The following is an 18,050-nucleotide window of genomic DNA, read 5'->3' as shown; positions in this document are numbered from 1 at the left end:
GAATCAGATTGAAGAATAGAATTAATTATACCCGTATGAAAAGAAGCTTGTTATTATTAGTGTTGGTCTTCAGCCTGCTGCTTCCTGCCAAGGTGCTGAAAGCCCAGCAGGACGCACAGTTTAGCCAGTATATGTTCAACGGTATTTATATCAACCCGGCTTATGCAGGGTATAAAGAACAATTGAACTTACATAGTTTTTACCGTAGCCAGTGGACGGGGATCAAAGGAGCGCCAACTACTTTCTCCCTGGCAGTTGATGCGAATGCAAACAACGGTAACGTCGGGCTGGCTTTACAGGTTTCGGCAGATAAGCTGGGGGCACAGAGCAATCTTGCAGCCTATGCCAATTATGCTTACCGGCTGAAAATGAATGAAAGCGGAACTTCAAGGCTGGCACTTGGTGTGGGGATCGGAATGGTACAGCTGGGTATTGACGGTTCGATGTTACACCCCAATGATCAGGAACCTGATCAGCCGACAGGTTCACAAAATACCGTATTGCCCGACGCAAGAGTTGGGGTTTATTATTCTGATGACCGTTTTTTTGCAGGGTTATCTGCTGATAACCTGATTGCCCAATATATCAACGTGGACCGGTATGCTTTTATTCCACAGCCAAAACCTCATTATTATTTAACTGCGGGTACATTGATTCCTTTGGGACAGGATATTTTACTGAAACCTTCTTTTTTGCTGAAGGATGATCGTGGTGGGCCAACCAGTCTGGACATCAATGCTTTTGTACTTTTCATGGACAGGATCTGGGTGGGTGGTTCTTACCGTACCGGGGTCAAATTGTATAGCAAAGATTATTTGCAAAGAGATCTGAGCAACAGGAATTCGGCCGTCGCGGCTATTGAGGTTTTTCCGACTAAGACACTGCGTGTGGGTTATGCCTATGACATTTCAATAGGCCCGTTACAAGGTTACAGCAGTGGTACACATGAAATATCAATTGGTTATTATTTCAATACGAAAAATACCAGGATGAGATCTCCGAGGTATTTCTAAAAGACGGAGATTACATAATTAAAACAGATTCTAACACGTTCCACCGATTAATAGCATGAAAACGATCCAATCAGGTATAATCATCGCCATACTCCTGCTGAGTTTAACAGTAAAGGCACAGTACGTCCTTAAAGAAGCGGATACCCAATTTGAATTATTTAATTATAACAGGGCCATTGAATTATATCAAAAGGCTTATCACAAAAAGAAAACCTTACCTGCTGCGCAGCGTCTTGCAGACGCCTACCGGCTGACGGGCAATTATCCTGAGGCAGAAAAATGGTATGGGATTGCTTCTGCCCTCCCCAAAAGTCCGGCAGAAAACACTTTGTATTATGCGAAGGCTTTACAAAGCAATTCCAAATATGAAGAGGCTAAAACTACTTATCAAAAGTATATAAGTTTAAAGCCTGAAGTCAGTGCTGCCCAGCAGCAGGTATGGCTGGCGTCTTGCGATTCTGCACAACACTGGATCAAAAACCCGGTATCTGTAACGCTTGTCAATGAAAAAGAATTGAATAGTGCAGGATCGGACTGGGGCGCAGTCGCTTACCAGCAGGGTATAGTTTTCACTTCCGACCGCAATTTTTCAGGGGACACTAAAAAGCAGAAGTCTAAACCTTTTCTAAAGTTTGACGGCCCGACAAAATTGCCAGATCCTGCCAGTTATGGATGGACTGGAAATCAATACCTGCGCTTGTATGAAAAAGCGGGGAAGAACGATAGCCTTAAGGCTTTTGCCCTGAATGCAGAAACTAATTACCACATCGGTGCGGCAAGTTTTACTGCCGATGGCCTTACTGCATATTTTACACTGACCAGAATTCCCAAAAAGATTACACGTCAAAAAGGTGAGCCGGGAACAATAAACCTTGAAATTTACAGTAGCTCAAAAGATGCTGCTGGTAGCTGGGGGAAACCGGTTCCTTTCAAATACAATAAGGTTAACGAGTGGTCGGTTGGTGATCCTTCGATCTCTGCCGATGGTAATCAGCTATACTTCGTTTCTACGATGCCGGGTGGCAAAGGTGGAACAGATATTTACAGCGTAACTAAAAATGCAGACGGAAGCTGGGCTGACGCTATAAATGTGAATGCAGTAAATACTGATGGGAATGAACGAAACCCATTTATTGCTGCTGATGGCAATTTCTATTTCAGCAGTGATGGACTGATCGGTATGGGCGGACTGGATATTTATAAAGCAAAACAAACCCGTTTAGACAAGCCTGTTAATCTGGGCTACCCGATCAATTCTCCGCAGGATGATTTTGCTTTTTACAAGGGTTTAAAAGGAACAGTTTTTATGGCTTCTAACCGTCCGGGGGGAGCAGGTAATGATGACATTTATAGTTTTACCGATGCTCTGGTTACGACAATGAACCCGAAAGATTCTTCTACGCTCCATAAAGATATATTTTTAGATACCATCGTCCTGAACAAACCGATCAGAATAGAGAATATCTTTTATGATTTTGATAAATCAAATATTCGACCGGATGCTGCAAGGGAACTGGATAAATTAGTATCTGCGATGAAAACCAATGAAACCATTGGAGTGGAACTGAGTTCTTATACGGATAGCAGAGGCCGCGACGCGTATAACCAGTGGTTGTCTCAGAAAAGAGCAAATTCAGCTGTACAGTATATCATTTCAAGAGGTATTGACAAAAGCAGGATTACAGGGCATGGTTATGGAGAGACACAGTTACTCAACCGCTGTGCAAATGGTGTGAAGTGTTCTGAAGCCATGCACCAGTTAAACCGGAGAACAGAATTCAAAGTAGTTAGCCAGTAAGGTCAGCTCAATTTATTTTTCAATCCCTGCAAATTCAGTTTTGCAGGGATTTTTTAGTTAAAAATTCACTCACCTACAACAAGTTACCCTAAAACTCCGTTTATTAATTAAAATAATTTGTTAAACAATGTACAGTATGCCTTGTTTAACAACCATATTTTTTATCAATAAACCTTATGTCAAAACTGATTCAAATCATAGAAGACGATGAAGCTATACGCGATGTCATAGAATATATTCTGCAACAGTCAGAATTTGAGGTTACAGTTGCTGCTAACGCCAGAGAATTTAAAATTAATCTCTTTAATACCCTGCCTGATCTTATCCTGATGGACGTCAGACTTCCGGATGGAAATGGGATACAGCTGTGCCGGAAATTGAAACAGAGTCTGGATACCAGGCATATTCCGGTAATTATTATTTCTGCACATGCCAATGCTGAACAGAGCAGTAAAGAAGCTTTTGCAGATGATTTTATTAGTAAACCATTCGATTTAGACGATTTATTAAAGCGTGTTGAGAATCAATTAGCTTAGAACCCAAAAAAAGCCATTATGATTTATTATAAAATATCACTTTATGGCGAGAATTTTCAGGTGAAACGACTGTCACCAAATATCCCTTTGTTCAGAGTAGTACACAGACGGGGTATTCTGGAAATTTATAAAAACAGGTCATCAGGAAAGTGGTCGGTGCTTTTCCGTTCCAATCCTGATGACCTGACACTGGCCTCTTTAATAGGTCCCGAAATAGAGAACTCATACCCGGTTGCTTATGGTCAGAAGCTCAGTACCGGACGTTCTTCTTCGGTGATCAGGATCTTCTCCTGATCACGTTTGAATATAATTATTTTACTGTAGCTGCCCAGTTATCCATTTTATTTTCAAAGACACTAAGCGGTAATGAGCCGTCTTTAAGTACCTGGTGATGGAATTCAGCAAGCTTAAATTTAGTGCCCAGTTGTTTTTCATATCTGCTGCGGAGTTCACGAATCTTCATCGCCCCTATTTTATAACCTAATGCTTGTGCAGGCATACCCATATAACGCTCAATTTCGGCAGTTGCCCCTTGTTCGTTGATGGCCTCATTATCCATCATATATTTGATAGCTTGTTCTCTGGTCATATTTTTGGTATGTATGGCTACATCTACAACCAGGCGGATAGCACGGTGCATTTCATCACCTAATGCACCCATGTACTGATAAGGATCAGTATATAAACCCAGTTCCTTCCCTAAAGATTCACAATATAATGCCCATCCTTCTACGTAAGCATTATGCATTCCAAAACGTCTGAATTTAGGAAGTTCTGTATTTTCCTGTGTCAATGAAATCTGATAGTGGTGACCAGGAATTGCTTCGTGAAGGAATAAAGATTCCATACCCGAAGTGGTGTTGAATTTAGTCGCATCCAGTATAGGTACATAAAAAATCCCCGGACGTTTACCATCGGCAGAACCCTGATTGTATTCTGCACTGGCAGATGCTGCACGGAAAGCTTCTGTCTGACGAATCTCAAATGGTGTTTTGGGAACAGTCGTAAACATAGTTTTCAAGTTTGGTTCCATTCGTTTATGAATGTTATCAAAGGCAGCCAGAATTTCAGCAGGTGTTTTATAAGGCATGAATTTAGGATCAGTTTTCATGTACTCGAAAAATGCTTTAAGATCTCCTTTGAAACCCGTTTTATTTTTGATACTATCCATTAAAGAATGGATTCTTGCCACTTCTTTCAAACCCGTCTGATAAATTTCTTCAGGAGTTTTACTCGTTGTAGTTTGTTGTTTAACGAGGTAAGTATACATGGCTGTACCATCCGGTAAAGAAGAGAAACCAGAAGTAGTTCTGGATTTCGGCAGATATTCATTTTTCAGAAACTCTCCCAACTTTTTATAAGTTGGAACAATAACGGTCATAATCGTATTGCGATAGGCATCGGTCAGTCTTTTTTTATCTGCATCTGCAAAGTCTTTTGGCATTTGCGTAACAGGTGCATAAAATAAACTTTTTGCCGGGTCAGTAACTACCATACTCAACATTTGAGGGTACATTTTAACCACCAGTGCCTTTGGCAAAACTATACCGGATGCCATTCCTTTTTTAAAATTACCGATAGCTGTATCTGCCCATACGGAAAATGCGTTGACACGTTTCAACCAGTCTTCATAATCTTTAACTGTTTTAAAAGGCTGTGCACCTGTGCCAGATCCCAATTGACCGATAGTTAGTGGCAAGGCATTCATCTGGTTGAAAGGAAGATATTCGAAATGATATTTTAAACCTTCAAGGCCGGTTTCTAAATTATCCTTTAATACATCAAAAGATAACTTATCATTTTCATCCAACTGGTCGCGTTTGTATTTCCCCAGGCTATCCAGATATTGTTTGTAAAAGTTTTTAGTGCTATTCAGGTAAGCTACAGATCCATCATTGGGTAATTCGCTATTGTACCTGTTATCTCCTGCATAGGTAGCAGAAACTGGATTTAATTTTAAATAATCTTCGTAATACTGATCGCATAGTTTGCCGAATTGCGGATTCGCATTACTTTTTTGGCCCCCCTGTTTACAGGCCGCTATGGTACCAGCAAACAGAAGAACAAAGGCTATTCTTTTCATAAATTTTGAGTTTAGAAAATAAAGCTAGTCAATATTTATCAGGTTCTATCTATTCAACGAGGGTATTGAATCTGGATTCAATATGGCTTTTAGCTTGTTTTTGAAAGTCTTCGGGAGATAACCCGGTTTGTTTTTTAAAGAACCGGCTAAAGTAAGAACGGTCTGTAAAGTTCAGGTTATAGGCAATTTCTTTGAGTGTATTTTCGCTGTGGATGATTTGCCGTTTAGCTTCCAGAATAATCCGGTCATGGATGAGCTGCGTCCCTGTTTTATCCAATTTATCTTTTAAGATCTGATTGAGTCGTTTAGCGCTTAGTCCTGATTTCCCGGCATAAAAGTCGGCATTCCGTTCCAGTTGATAATTCTCTTCCAGCAGCATCATAAATTCATATACCCTTTTCTGATTGACGTCCTGGGTAGTAAATACGTGTTCTTTGATACGGATAAGTTTCAGCAGAAAGACTTTTAGCAGTGCTTTCAAAATTAAAAAGCTATTACTTTGCTCTTTGTATTCTTCTTCCAGCAATTGATAAATCTTAACCAGTTCAACAGCATTTTCACTGGTTAAGGGCAGACAGGAGAATTCCCCCTGGATATTAAAAATCTTAAAGATGTCGAGGTAGAATTCTTTATCTTCTTCGTCTAAAAAGTCTCTTTTAAAAGATAACAGGATACCGTTTTTACCTGCTTTATTCAATTGATGCACCCGGTATGGCGGAATCAGATAGATCCAGTCCCCTCTTGTTGGTTTTTCTTCTTCCTTAATGGCGTGTAATGGAAATTCATTTTGCAGCCAGACAATTTCAAAGAAGTCTTTTCTCCCCGGATCATTCAGATAACTTGGCGGACATTTCTCCAGGTTTCTGATATATATCAATGACTTTTCTAATCCAAGGCCGGTACTTTCTTCCATCTGGGCCAAATATATTAATAGTTAAGGAGGTATTAGCAGTCGTTTCCAAATAGTCCCATACTATGCGCATATAGTGTAACGTGAGGGCTGGATGCCTCCATTACCTTTGAGGCAGACAAAAAAGAGATGGGTAGTGCAAACATAAATGAACAGGCAGCCAGTTTACAGGCAAACCTGGAATTGATTTTACAAGAGAACCAGAAGTTAGCAACGCAGCTGGATTTTATGCAGTTAGCAGCAGTTATTCCTTATTTACAGCAGGCAGAACGCGTATTTGTAATTGGTGCCGGACGCACTGGTTTAGCACTAAAAGCAGCCGCAATGCGCTTAATGCACTTCGGTTTTACAGTATTCGTGGCAGGAGAAACCACTACGCCAGCAATTAAGAATGGAGATCTTTTAATCGCTGCCTCAGGTTCCGGAACCACCAGTACTATTGTCAGGGCAGCAGAGAAAGCTATTGCTGCTGATGCAAAGGTCATTGCTTTTTCTACAACCAGCGATTCTCCTCTTGGAAGTTTAGCAACACTTGTACTGCTGCTTCCCGCAGCACAAAAACAGGATCATGGAAAAACTATTTCTAAGCAGTATGCGGGCAGCTTATTTGAACAAGCTCTATTCCTGTTAACTGATGCACTTTTTCAGACGATGTGGGCTGCCGATGGCACTCCTGCGGAAGAGCTGTGGAAAAGACATGCCAACCTGGAATAACGATCCATTCTCAACAATCGATTTAAAGCAATACAAACAATAATTAAAAACAAATTACAATGGCAAAATTACAAGTCGCAATAGATTTATTAACTACAAAAGATGCTTTAGCATTAGCTGCTAAAATCGCTCCTTATATTGATATTATTGAATTAGGTACTCCGTTAATTAAAAATGAAGGTATCGCAGTGGTTACCGCCATGAAACAAGCTCACCCTGATAAATTAGTATTTGCTGATTTAAAGACAATGGATGCTGGTGAATTAGAGGCGGACATTGCTTTTAAAGCGGGTGCTGATTTAGTCACTGTATTGGGTGCTGCGGGAGATGCAACTATTGCTGGTGCAATTAAAGCAGCTAAGGTGCATGGTAAAGGTATAGTTGTAGATACAATTGGTGTAGCTGACCGTGTTAAACGTGCACAGGAAGTAACTAAATTAGGTGCTGAATTTGTAGAATTACATGCAGGTTTAGATGAGCAATGGACGGAAGGATATTCTATCCAGGTTTTAATTGACGAAGCTGCGCGTGCTGGTGTTCCTGTTTCAATTGCTGGTGGTGTAAATATCAACAATGTTACAGCTGTGATTAAAGCAGGTGCAATAGTAGCGGTTGCTGGTGCTGCAATTTATGGTGCAGAAGATCCTGCCGCTGCTGCAAAGGCTTTACGTGAGGCAATTGACGCTGTATAATTAAAATATTTTACATAAAAGGCAGGCAGGTATCGCTGATCTGCCTTTTATTCTTCAGAAGAATAAGTTTTACACACTGTTATGTAATTTTTAGCCCGACATAGCCGTTTATGCCTATTATGGAACACTATTTGTTGATCTTGTGGTTCAAATAATAGCCAAACATAATTAGTTATGATCAAAAGGATACACGTACTTGAAGATGACAGTGATATCAGGTATATCATTGAATATTTATTGAAGGATGAGGGTTATGAATTGCAGCTTTCTTCGTCAGTTAGTGAACTGAAAAGTAAACTGAGAGACTCTTTACCTGATCTGTTTATTATCGATGTAATGTTACCTGATGGAAATGGAATCGAGATTTGCGATGATCTTAAAAATGACATGTTCACTAAACATATTCCTGTTATCGTCATGTCTGCTAATCCAAGAAGTAAACAAATGAGTACGCAGGCTTGTGCTGATGATTATATCAGTAAGCCATTTGATCTGGATGATGTGGTTAAAAGAATCAGTAACTTATTAGTCAAAAAGACTGCTTAATATAAAATGAATATCTGCCCTGATAAAATCGAGGCAGATATTTTCGTTTTAACCTTTTAGCAGATATGCTGAAATCAGTGATGCCGTTCTGGCAGAAGCTCCGGGCTCGCCCATAATAAAAGACAGTTGTCTGTAATCTTCCATTATTTTCGTTCTTCCCGGCCCATCAATCAGCCTGAGCAGCTCGTCCGTAATATTCACCGTATTGCAATCCTCCTGAATCAGTTCAGTAACTACCTTTCTATCCATAATCAAATTGACCAGGGATATAAATCTGATCTTCACCAGCATTCTTGCAATCGCAATAGAAATTGTTCCTCCTTTATAAACCACCACTTGCGGTACATGAAATAAAGCAGTTTCTAAAGTTGCTGTACCTGAAGCTACCACAGCTGCTGTTGCGACATTCAACAAATCGTATGTCTTTCCGAAAACCAGTTTCACATTTTTAGCACCAATAAACTGCTGGTAATAGATCACTGGAAATCCTGGTGCCGCTGCAACAACAAATTGCTGATCAGGAAATTGTTCAGTAACGCTAAGCATTGCTGGCAATAGCCGTTCTATTTCCTGTTTACGGCTTCCCGGAAGCAGGGCGATAATATGATTCTCATTTAATTGGTGCTGCGCACGGAAATCCGGATCAGGTGTAAAGGAGGCTTTTTCATCCAGTAAAGGATTGCCTACATAGTCTACCTTCATCCCCCATCCTTTGTAAAATTCTACTTCGAATGGAAGGATGCAAAACATTTTATCGACTACTTTTTTGATTTTGAGTACCCGTTTTTGATTCCATGCCCACACTTTCGGAGAAATATAATAACATACTTTAATCCCTTTCTCTTTCCCAAAACCAGCAATTTTTAAATTAAAGCCCGGAAAATCTATCAGGATCAAAACATCAGGCGAATAGGCCAGGATATCCTCTTTACAGGTTTTTAAATTCCTGAATATCGTTCTCAGGTTAAGCAGCACTTCTGTAAAGCCCATAAACGCCATTTCTGCATAATGCTTTGCGAGCGTCCCGCCTTCTGCTTCCATTTTATCCCCACCGAAATACCTGAATTCAGCTTCCGGATCCTGATCCTTCAGCGCCTTCATTAAATTAGCTCCATGGAGATCTCCGGAAGCTTCACCGGCTACAAGATAATATTTCATGATTGTGAGATTTTATAGAAAAAGAAAAGCATTCCCCATATAAATGTAGCACCTAATACGCCTCTCCCGGTATTTTCTTTATTCACCTTGAAAAAGTACTTCAGCAGCAAAGCATTCACAGCTATACAGCCGATCAATAAGAGATCTGCTTTGGCCAGGTAGGCTATCTGGTGCATAATAAACCACACGATAGAAAGCAGCACCCCCGGAAGGAAAATACCGATTCCAAAACCTACCCATACATTGTCTTTAATATTTTTAATCATTAAATGTCCACGAGTTTAATATTGGAATAGCGTGATGTGCAGTTAAATCAAATTGTACAGGTACAACTGACACAAATCCATTCTCCAATGCCCATACATCTGTATCTTCTCCTTTATCGTTATTCTGAAATACGCCGGACAACCAGTAGTAAGGACGGCCATAAGGGTCTTTACGTTCGTCAAATTCTTCTGCCCATTTTGCATTTGCCTGTCTGCAAATTTTAATCCCTTTCAGCTCCGGGCCTTTAGGGAAATTAACATTCAGCAAAGTAGCTTGTGGCAAACCATGATCAAGTACCTGGCGGACTATCGTTTTAACAAATTTAAGACAGTGACTAAAATCAGCTTCTTCAGAGAAATCATCTAAAGAGAAACCAACAGAAGGAATACCTTCAATTGCTCCTTCCATAGCAGCTGACATCGTTCCTGAATAAATAACATTGATCGAATTGTTTAATCCATGGTTGATACCTGAAACACACAGGTCAGGTTTTTTACCTTTAAATATCCTGTTTACTGCCAGTTTTACGCAGTCTACAGGTGTCCCTGAACATTTATACATTTCAACGCCTTCATACAGGTATACTCTATCAAAACGCAAGGGCTTTCCTATGGTAATTGCATGTCCCATTCCGGACTGCGGTCCATCGGGTGCCACCACAACAACGTTACCAAATTCCTTAACGGCTTCAATCAGATTCCTGATACCCGGCGCGGTAACACCATCGTCATTTACTACTAAAATATTGGGTCTGGATTGCTCTTTCTTCATGGGGGTAAAAGTACAAGATTATAGGATATATATAAGTAGTTTCTCATATTTCAAAAGTATATTTGATCATAACTTATTAAACATGAAAAAAAATATATTTCTCTTATCCTGCTTTATCCTTGCTGGATCGTCCTTAATGGCGCAGGTGGGGTATGAGTGGAAAACGGCATCCTCCGGTGGATATACTTATAAGTATGTAACCAACGATCCTACCAAATCCCGTTTTTATACTTTGCAAAATGGACTTACTGTAATTCTTTCTGAAAATGCGAAGGAGCCTAGTATTGAGTTTCGCATGGCTGTAAGAGCTGGCAGTAATACCGACCCGCGTACTTCTACCGGACTGGCACATTACCTGGAGCATCTTTTATTTAAAGGGACTGATCGTTTTGGTACTTTAGATTATGCTAAAGAAAAACCTTTACTGGATAAAATAGAAGGACTATATGAGAAATATCACGCAACAACTGATCCCGCTAAACGGAAAGAAATTTATGCCCAGATAGATAAAACTTCCAATGAGGCTTCTAACTACTCTATTGCCAATGAGTATGATAAAATGATGAAATCTATCGGTGGACAGTCTACGAATGCACATACCTGGTATGAGGAAACGGTTTACAATGAGGATTTACCTTCTAATGCAACAGATAAATTCCTGGCCTTACAGGCTGAACGTTTCCGCAACCCGGTATTCCGTATTTTCCATACAGAACTGGAAGCTGTTTATGAAGAGAAAAACCGTGGACTTGACAATGATTCCTGGAAAATCAGTGAGAAGATGAATGATTTGCTTTACCCTACCCATAATTATGGACAGCAAACCACTATCGGGACAATTGAACATTTAAAAAATCCTTCTCTGGTAGAAATCCGCAAGTATTATAACAAATATTATGTACCTAATAATATGGCTGTTATTCTTTCTGGTGATTTTAAAGCGGATGAAATGATTAAAAAGGTGGATCAGTCGTTCTCTTATATGAAAGCAAAACCACTTGAACTATACAATCCTGCTGCTGAAAAACCATTAACCAAAATTCAGACTGCCGATATCAATGGCCCAAGTGCCGAGGCGGTTAGAATCGGTTACAGAGGTTATGCAGAAAATACGAAAGAAAGCATGATGCTTGATTTAATTTCCAGCATCCTTGCCAATGGTAAAGCCGGTTTAATGGACATCAATTTAAACAAGCAGCAAAAAGTATTAAATGCTGGTGCGGGTTATCAGCAAATGAAAGATTATGGGACTTTCCTTTTGGTTGCCCAGCCTAAACAAGGCCAGTCACTGGATCAGGCCAAACAATTATTATTAGACCAGATTACTTTATTGAAAAAAGGTGATTTTGATGAAAGTCTGATCAAGGCAACCGTTGCCAATAGTAAATTAAGCTTGTTAGAATCATTTGACAAGAATGATTTCCGTGTGGAAGCGGTTACCAATGAGTTTATCTTAAACCGTGCAACGAAATGGGATAAATCATTAAGAAATCCCGATGATATGGCTAAAATCAGCAAAAAAGAAATAGTTGATTTTGCGAATAAATTCTTTAAGGATAACTATGTGGTTATTTTGAAACATAAAGGAGAAGATAAGAGTATTCAAAAGGTAGATAAACCAGCAATTACCCCGGTTAAAACAAATACGAATGAAACTTCTGCTTTTACTAAAAACCTATTGGCTACGCCTTCAAAACCTATTGAAGCCAGGTTCCTTGATTACAGGAAAGATCTGAATTTCGGTAAAGCTGGCATCGCAGATGTGGTAACTGTTCAAAATAAAGAGAACAGCATTTTCAACCTGACGTATCGTTTTGATATGGGGGCATGGAATTCCAAATTATTACCTTATGCAGCAAAATATCTTGCCTTTTTAAGTACTGATAAATATTCGGCAGAAGAAATCAGCAAGCAGTTCTATAACATTGCTTGTAACTATTCATTCTCTGTAAAAAATGATGTAACAACGATTGAAATCACCGGGCTTCAGGAGAATTTTGACCAGGCTGTAAATTTAGTGGAACATGTGTTCGCTAACTGCAAAGCAAATGAAGAAGCATTAAAAGAGATGAAAAGCAGTATCCTTAAATCAAGGGAAAATACTAAACTGAACAAGTCTGCGATTCTTTCTGGCCTGATGAGTTACGCGCAGTATGGCCCCAAAAACCCTACTAATTTTGTTTTATCCAATGAGGAAGTACAACAATTAACTTCTGCCCAATTACTGGATGTTTTACACCACATCAATGAAACCAAACATTCTATAAACTATTATGGTCCGGAAACAATTGAGGTGTTCACTAAAAACATCGAAAAAGTTCATGCTTTGCCTAAAGTATTTACAGAAACAGTGCCTGCCCAGCAGTTTGTTTACACCGATAATAAAGATAACCAGGTTTATTTTGCCAACTATGATATGGTACAATCTGAAATTCGCTGGATAAGAAACAATGGTACTTACAATCCTTCAGATGCGGCTAAAATCAATCTGTTTAACAGCTATTTCGGAGGTGGTATGGGTTCTATCGTTTTCCAGACTATCAGAGAGTCTAAAGCTCTGGCTTATTCCACTTATGCCTATTATTCTGCTCCTGATAAAAAAGAAAAAGACAACTCAATGATCGCTTATGTAGGTAGTCAGGCAGATAAAATGAATGATGCTGTTAGTGCGATGAATGAATTATTGAACGTATTGCCTGAATCTGAGAAAAACTTTCAGTCTTCAAGATCCAATTCTTTAAATTCTTTAGAAACTTCAAGGATCACTAAAAATGCAATTATCAATCATTATTATGCAGATCAGAGATTAGGCCTTGATCATGATTCGAGAATTGATGAGTATAAAGGTCTGCAGCCTTTAACCTTTGCAGATATTAAAGCTTTTCACACTAGCCAGGTAGCCAACAAGCCATACAACTATTGTATTGTTGCTTCTGATAAAAAAGTAAAAACACAGGATATGGAGAAATTTGGTAAGCTGAATACGCTTACACTGGAACAAATATTCGGTTATTAACCTGATAACAGCTCCTTGTAACAGCCGTTCCGGATTTTATCCGAAACGGCTGTTTTGTTTATAACTTCAGATAAAAAATTAACTTAAAGGAAGTATATTTAATGACCCAACATTATGTATTTAAATTTTATCCAAAAGAGTTATGCAAGTATCAGAGACGAATGTAAGCAGCCTGCCATGGAGCAGAAGCTTAAAAATCCAATCCATTCTCAGAATTAATCGCCGGAGCCAAACGATAATCCCTGAAATCAAACTTTCAGGCCGCTGGCTTAGTGAAATAGGTTTCACTCCAGATCAAAGAGTAAACATTACCATAGTCAATAACGCGTTGGTTATTGACCTGGAAAAATAGAAAAGGCTCCTCAATTAAATTTGAGGAGCCTTTTGTTGCTTAAAAAATATCTTTACAAAGATTTTAACCAGGTGATGACTTCATCACGGGTTTTACCTGTTTTTTGCTGTAATTTACCATAAAGCTCATCGTCTTTACCTTCTTCATGTTTCAAGTCATCTTCTGTAAGGTCTCCATAAGCTTGCTTTACTTTACCTTTCAACTCATTCCATTTTCCTTTTAACTCTAAACTGTCCATAGCGTAATGTTTTAAATTAATGATTGTTTCGATAGGAACAGTCAGCGCCTGAAAATTGTTTTAAAGGACGTAAATCTTTACAATTGCTGCGCGGAAACAATGATTTCTTCTACCACTCCCGGGTCCAGTAATGTGCTGGTATCACCAAGGTTTGTAGTTTCGCCTTCAGCAATCTTACGAAGTATTCTGCGCATGATCTTTCCTGAACGTGTTTTTGGCAGCCCGGTCACAAATAAAATCTTATCTGGTTTTGCAATAGCACCAATAACACGGGTTACTGTTTGCAGAATATCTTTTTTGGTTAATTCAGGCTCATCATGCAATTTCGGATAAATTACAAAAGCATATATCCCCTGTCCTTTTACTTCATGAGGGTATCCTACAACAGCACTTTCTACCACACCAGCATGCATATTGATTGCATTCTCGACTTCGGCCGTGCCAATTCTATGCCCCGAAACGTTGATGACATCATCTACCCTTCCGGTAATTTTATAATAACCATCTTCATCGCGCATACAACCATCACCAGTAAAATACAGGTTAGGATAAGTCGAGAAGTAAGTTTGTTTACACCTTTCATGATCACCATAAGTAGTACGTAATATCCCTGGCCATGGGAACTTAATACAAAGGTTACCATTCACGCCATTCCCTTCAATCTCTTTTCCGTTCTCATCAACCAGCACGGGCTGAATACCCGGCAAAGGTAAAGTTGCACAGGCAGGTTTTAATGGCGTTACAAAAGCAATCGGTGAAATCATTAATCCACCAGTTTCTGTTTGCCACCAGGTATCTACGATAGGACAATTTTTGTGGCCTACTTCTTCATCAAACCAATGCCACGCCTCTTCATTGATGGGCTCTCCTACTGATCCCAAAACCCTCAGAGTGCTCATGTCTATCCCTTTTAAAGGCTCTTTACCGAAACTCATCAATGAACGGATGGCAGTCGGAGCAGTATAAAGGATATTAACTTTATGTTTTTCTACGACTTCCCACAATCTTGATGGTGTCGGATAGGTAGGAATCCCTTCAAATATCAGTGTCGTTGCACCTTGCGAAAGCGGGCCGTAGACAATATAAGAATGTCCGGTAATCCAGCCAATATCGGCAGTACAGAAAAAGACTTCGTCTGGCTGGTAGTTAAATGCGTTGGCAAAAGTATAACCTGCATAAACCATATAACCGCCTACAGTATGTACTACACCTTTTGGCTTTCCGGTAGAACCTGAAGTATATAAGATAAACAACATGTCTTCTGCATCCATTTCTTCAGCAGGACAGATCGTGTCTACCAATTTAATCTCATCTTCAAACCATAAATCACGGCCTTTTAACATCGAAACAGGAGTACGTGTGTGGGTAAGCACAATCACTTTCTCTACTGTCGGACATCCGATCAGCGCATCGTCAATAACTTCTTTCAGCTGTATTTGTTTACTTCCACGGAAAGATCCATCGGCAGTAATCACCAGTTTACAAGCCGAATCATTGATTCTGTCTGCAATTGATTTGGCAGAGAATCCACCGAATATAACAGAGTGGACTGCTCCGATACGCGCACAGGCCAGCACCGCAATTGCGAGTTCCGGTACCATTGGCATATAAATACAAATACGGTCACCTTTTTTTACACCATTTTTCTTTAGCACATTCGCAAACCGGCATACTTGTTCATGAAGAATTTTATAGGTTAGTGTTACACTTGGTTTTTCAGGATCATTCGATTCCCAGATAATTGCAGGTTTGTCACCACTTTTCTCCAGGTGACGGTCAAGGCAGTTTTCAGTAATGTTCAGCTTCGCACCTTCAAACCATTTGATCTGCGGGTCTGTGAAATTCCAGGATAAGACTTTATCCCATTTCTTTTTCCACAGAAATTTATCTGCTATACCAGCCCAGAATTCTTCTGGATGCTCGACACTGAACTTATAGGTTTCCTCGTACTCGGCTAAAGATTTGATTTGCATAATATATTTGGTGATAATTTTAAGCTAATATAAATTATTTGAAAGGTAGTTAAAAGATTATTATAGCAAAATATCTGTAGTCAGTTCACTACAATACAGCATAATAACGCAATGAATTGCCTAAGATTCGTATTTATGGGGTATTTATGTATCTTTGCCGCAAGAGCAATAAGAGGTAATCTATAAAATTTGAAAAATAATCACATGGACTCTTGATCGTTACAAATATTTTCGTGATATTTGCACACTCTTAAAAAATTAAGCGAAGAACAATTTAACAATATATATTAAAGGCATGTCTAGAGTTTGTGATTTAACCGGAAAAAAGGCTATGAGTGGTTTTAATGTTTCTCACTCAAACGTTAAAACTAAACGTAAGTTTTATCCCAACTTACAACTTCAGAAATTTTATATTCCTGATGAAGACCGTTGGATAACACTGAAAGTTTCTACTTCAGCTATCAAAACCATCAATAAAATTGGTATTACTGAAGCTATTAACCGTTTCGTAAAAAAAGGATTTTTGTAAAAACATTGTTGATGTGAATCAACTAAATTATTAATAAAATGGCAAAAAAAGGTAACAGAGTACAAGTTATTCTAGAATGTACAGAGCATAAAACTAGCGGCATGCCTGGTATGTCTAGATATATCTCTACAAAAAACCGTAAAAATACTACTGAGAGATTAGAATTGAAAAAATTCAATCCGGTATTGAAGAAAGTAACTGTACACAAAGAAATTAAGTAATACATTTCCAATCTATTTAGATCATGGCAAAAAAGGTAGTTGCAACCCTTAAAACGGGTAAAGGTAAAGAATATTCAAAAGTTATTACGATGACTAAATCACCAAAATCTGGTGCTTATTCTTTCAAAGAAGTTATCGTTCATAACGATCACGTTAAAGATGCTATTGCTGGACAAGGCAAGTAATTTTAATATTTAATGATATTAAAGCCGTCCCTATATTTATGGGAGGGCTTTTTTTGTTTTCATCTACATTTCTATGGGACTATTCGATTTTTTCAAGAAAAAGGAAACTGCTCCTGAAGCTCAGGAAGTATTAAACAAAGGTTTAGAGAAAACTAAAAACGGATTCCTTAACAAAATCACGAAAGCTGTTGCCGGAAAGTCGACAGTTGATGATGATGTATTGGATAATCTGGAGGAAGTACTGGTTACTTCTGATGTCGGTGTAACTACTACATTGAAAATCATTGACAGGATTCAGGACAGGGTGGCAAAAGACAAATATTTGTCCACTTCAGAATTGAACCTGATCCTCCGTGATGAAATCCAGCTTTTACTCGCTGAAAATAACAGCAATGATTTCCGTAATTTCGAGTACGGTGACCATAAACCTTATGTAATCATGGTAGTTGGTGTGAATGGTGTAGGTAAAACAACCACCATTGGCAAGCTTGCCCATAAACTTAAAGCCGAAGGGCTGAAAGTGGTATTGGGTGCAGCAGATACTTTCAGGGCAGCAGCTGTTGAACAGATTAAATTATGGGGTGAACGCATTGATGTAAGAGTAGTTGCCCAGGCTATGGGTTCTGATCCTGCTTCTGTTGCATTTGACACTATACAATCTGCCGTTGCCAACGGAGAAGATGTAGTTATCATTGATACAGCCGGAAGACTGCACAATAAAATCGGGCTGATGAACGAGCTGGGCAAAATCAAAAAAGTGATGGAAAAGGTAATCCCTAATGCACCACATGAGATTTTACTGGTACTCGACGGCTCAACCGGACAGAATGCATTTGAGCAATGTAAACAATTTACAGAGGCTACAGATGTAAATGCACTGGCAATTACTAAACTGGATGGCACAGCCAAAGGTGGTGTAGTTATTGGTATTTCTGATCAGTTTAAAATCCCGGTTAAATACATCGGGGTTGGTGAAGGTGTGAATGACCTTCAATTATTTGATAAAAAAGCTTTTGTTGACGGCCTGTTTAAATAAGCCTTCTTTTAA

20 protein-coding genes are annotated in these 18,050 nt (G+C 39.1%); 13 read left to right on the top strand and 7 right to left on the bottom strand.

Features of this window, described 5'->3' with window-relative positions; translation table 11 throughout:
* Positions 1-35 precede the first annotated feature (35 nt).
* The 4 genes from HDE70_RS24940 (at position 36) to HDE70_RS24925 (ending at position 3,641) form a co-directional block, all read left to right on the top strand.
* Positions 36-1,013, top strand: coding sequence for a type IX secretion system membrane protein PorP/SprF (locus HDE70_RS24940; protein WP_183868512.1), 978 nt, complete (start codon positions 36-38; stop codon positions 1,011-1,013).
* A gap of 55 nt (positions 1,014-1,068) precedes the next feature.
* The gene (locus tag HDE70_RS24935; protein ID WP_183892161.1) at positions 1,069-2,811 is read left to right on the top strand and encodes an OmpA family protein; all 1,743 of its coding nucleotides are present in this window, start codon (positions 1,069-1,071) and stop codon (positions 2,809-2,811) included.
* Positions 2,812-2,987: 176 nt separating this feature from the next.
* Positions 2,988-3,347, top strand: coding sequence for a PleD family two-component system response regulator (locus tag HDE70_RS24930; protein WP_183868510.1), 360 nt, complete (start codon positions 2,988-2,990; stop codon positions 3,345-3,347).
* 18 nt (positions 3,348-3,365) lie between these two features.
* Positions 3,366-3,641 (top strand): hypothetical protein, encoded by a 276-nt coding sequence (locus HDE70_RS24925; protein ID WP_183868509.1) that lies wholly within the window; start codon positions 3,366-3,368, stop codon positions 3,639-3,641.
* Between the two features lie 16 nt (positions 3,642-3,657).
* Here HDE70_RS24925 and HDE70_RS24920 read toward each other — a convergent pair whose 3' ends face one another.
* Both HDE70_RS24920 and HDE70_RS24915 read right to left on the bottom strand, forming a co-directional pair.
* Positions 3,658-5,430, bottom strand: coding sequence for a DUF885 domain-containing protein (locus HDE70_RS24920; protein WP_183892160.1), 1,773 nt, complete (start codon positions 5,428-5,430; stop codon positions 3,658-3,660).
* Positions 5,431-5,479: 49 nt separating this feature from the next.
* Positions 5,480-6,343 carry a helix-turn-helix domain-containing protein gene (locus HDE70_RS24915; protein ID WP_183892159.1) on the bottom strand — a complete coding sequence of 288 codons (864 nt, stop codon included), beginning with the start codon at positions 6,341-6,343 and terminating at the stop codon, positions 5,480-5,482.
* A gap of 126 nt (positions 6,344-6,469) precedes the next feature.
* On the opposite strand from HDE70_RS24915, the gene hxlB reads away from it, so the two are divergent.
* The 3 genes from hxlB (at position 6,470) to HDE70_RS24900 (ending at position 8,292) form a co-directional block, all read left to right on the top strand.
* Complete coding sequence (hxlB, locus tag HDE70_RS24910; RefSeq protein WP_183892158.1) at positions 6,470-7,054, top strand: 6-phospho-3-hexuloisomerase; 585 nt, start codon at positions 6,470-6,472, stop codon at positions 7,052-7,054.
* Positions 7,055-7,113: 59 nt separating this feature from the next.
* The gene (hxlA, locus tag HDE70_RS24905; RefSeq protein WP_183892157.1) at positions 7,114-7,746 is read left to right on the top strand and encodes a 3-hexulose-6-phosphate synthase; all 633 of its coding nucleotides are present in this window, start codon (positions 7,114-7,116) and stop codon (positions 7,744-7,746) included.
* A 174-nt stretch (positions 7,747-7,920) separates the two neighbouring features.
* Positions 7,921-8,292 carry a response regulator transcription factor gene (locus tag HDE70_RS24900; protein WP_183868505.1) on the top strand — a complete coding sequence of 124 codons (372 nt, stop codon included), beginning with the start codon at positions 7,921-7,923 and terminating at the stop codon, positions 8,290-8,292.
* 48 nt (positions 8,293-8,340) lie between these two features.
* Here HDE70_RS24900 and lpxB read toward each other — a convergent pair whose 3' ends face one another.
* Genes lpxB through surE form a run of 3 tightly spaced genes read right to left on the bottom strand, consistent with a single transcriptional unit; the run spans position 8,341 to position 10,488 of the window.
* On the bottom strand, positions 8,341-9,450 hold the full coding sequence (gene lpxB, locus HDE70_RS24895; RefSeq protein WP_183892156.1) for a lipid-A-disaccharide synthase: 1,110 nt from the start codon (positions 9,448-9,450) through the stop codon (positions 8,341-8,343).
* Positions 9,447-9,716, bottom strand: coding sequence for a stationary phase survival protein SurE (locus HDE70_RS24890; RefSeq protein ID WP_183892155.1), 270 nt, complete (start codon positions 9,714-9,716; stop codon positions 9,447-9,449). The genes lpxB and HDE70_RS24890 overlap by 4 nt, the downstream gene beginning before the upstream one ends.
* Positions 9,709-10,488, bottom strand: coding sequence for a 5'/3'-nucleotidase SurE (surE, locus tag HDE70_RS24885; protein WP_183868502.1), 780 nt, complete (start codon positions 10,486-10,488; stop codon positions 9,709-9,711). Before surE ends, HDE70_RS24890 begins: the two co-directional genes overlap by 8 nt.
* An 82-nt stretch (positions 10,489-10,570) precedes the next feature.
* On the opposite strand from surE, the gene HDE70_RS24880 reads away from it, so the two are divergent.
* Entirely contained in the window at positions 10,571-13,504 is a 2,934-nt protein-coding gene (locus tag HDE70_RS24880) for a M16 family metallopeptidase (RefSeq protein WP_183892154.1), read from the top strand.
* A 142-nt stretch (positions 13,505-13,646) separates the two neighbouring features.
* Entirely contained in the window at positions 13,647-13,856 is a 210-nt protein-coding gene (locus HDE70_RS24875; RefSeq protein WP_183868500.1) for a SymE family type I addiction module toxin, read from the top strand.
* Between the two features lie 52 nt (positions 13,857-13,908).
* Here the strand turns inward: HDE70_RS24875 and HDE70_RS24870 are convergent, their stop codons facing one another.
* Positions 13,909-14,094 carry a CsbD family protein gene (locus HDE70_RS24870; protein ID WP_068406300.1) on the bottom strand — a complete coding sequence of 62 codons (186 nt, stop codon included), beginning with the start codon at positions 14,092-14,094 and terminating at the stop codon, positions 13,909-13,911.
* Between the two features lie 77 nt (positions 14,095-14,171).
* Positions 14,172-16,067: an acetate--CoA ligase gene (gene acs, locus HDE70_RS24865; RefSeq protein ID WP_183892153.1), complete on the bottom strand. Its 1,896-nt coding sequence runs from the start codon at positions 16,065-16,067 to the stop codon at positions 14,172-14,174.
* A gap of 295 nt (positions 16,068-16,362) precedes the next feature.
* On the opposite strand from acs, the gene rpmB reads away from it, so the two are divergent.
* The 4 genes from rpmB to ftsY all read left to right on the top strand — a co-directional run bounded on the left by rpmB (position 16,363) and on the right by ftsY (position 18,038).
* Positions 16,363-16,596 carry a 50S ribosomal protein L28 gene (rpmB, locus tag HDE70_RS24860; RefSeq protein WP_037437638.1) on the top strand — a complete coding sequence of 78 codons (234 nt, stop codon included), beginning with the start codon at positions 16,363-16,365 and terminating at the stop codon, positions 16,594-16,596.
* 38 nt (positions 16,597-16,634) lie between these two features.
* The gene (gene rpmG, locus HDE70_RS24855; protein ID WP_008242799.1) at positions 16,635-16,817 is read left to right on the top strand and encodes a 50S ribosomal protein L33; all 183 of its coding nucleotides are present in this window, start codon (positions 16,635-16,637) and stop codon (positions 16,815-16,817) included.
* 23 nt (positions 16,818-16,840) lie between these two features.
* Positions 16,841-17,002, top strand: coding sequence for a DUF4295 domain-containing protein (locus HDE70_RS24850; protein ID WP_082036098.1), 162 nt, complete (start codon positions 16,841-16,843; stop codon positions 17,000-17,002).
* Between the two features lie 73 nt (positions 17,003-17,075).
* Positions 17,076-18,038, top strand: a complete 963-nt coding sequence (gene ftsY / locus HDE70_RS24845; RefSeq protein ID WP_068406294.1) for a signal recognition particle-docking protein FtsY — start codon at positions 17,076-17,078, stop codon at positions 18,036-18,038.
* The last annotated feature ends 12 nt before the right edge of the window (positions 18,039-18,050 follow it).

It is taken from the genome of Pedobacter cryoconitis, from assembly GCF_014200595.1.
Lineage (GTDB): Bacteria > Bacteroidota > Bacteroidia > Sphingobacteriales > Sphingobacteriaceae > Pedobacter > Pedobacter cryoconitis_C.
Note: the sequence above shows the minus strand (reverse complement) of the source record. Positions and strands in the feature narration are given on the sequence as shown.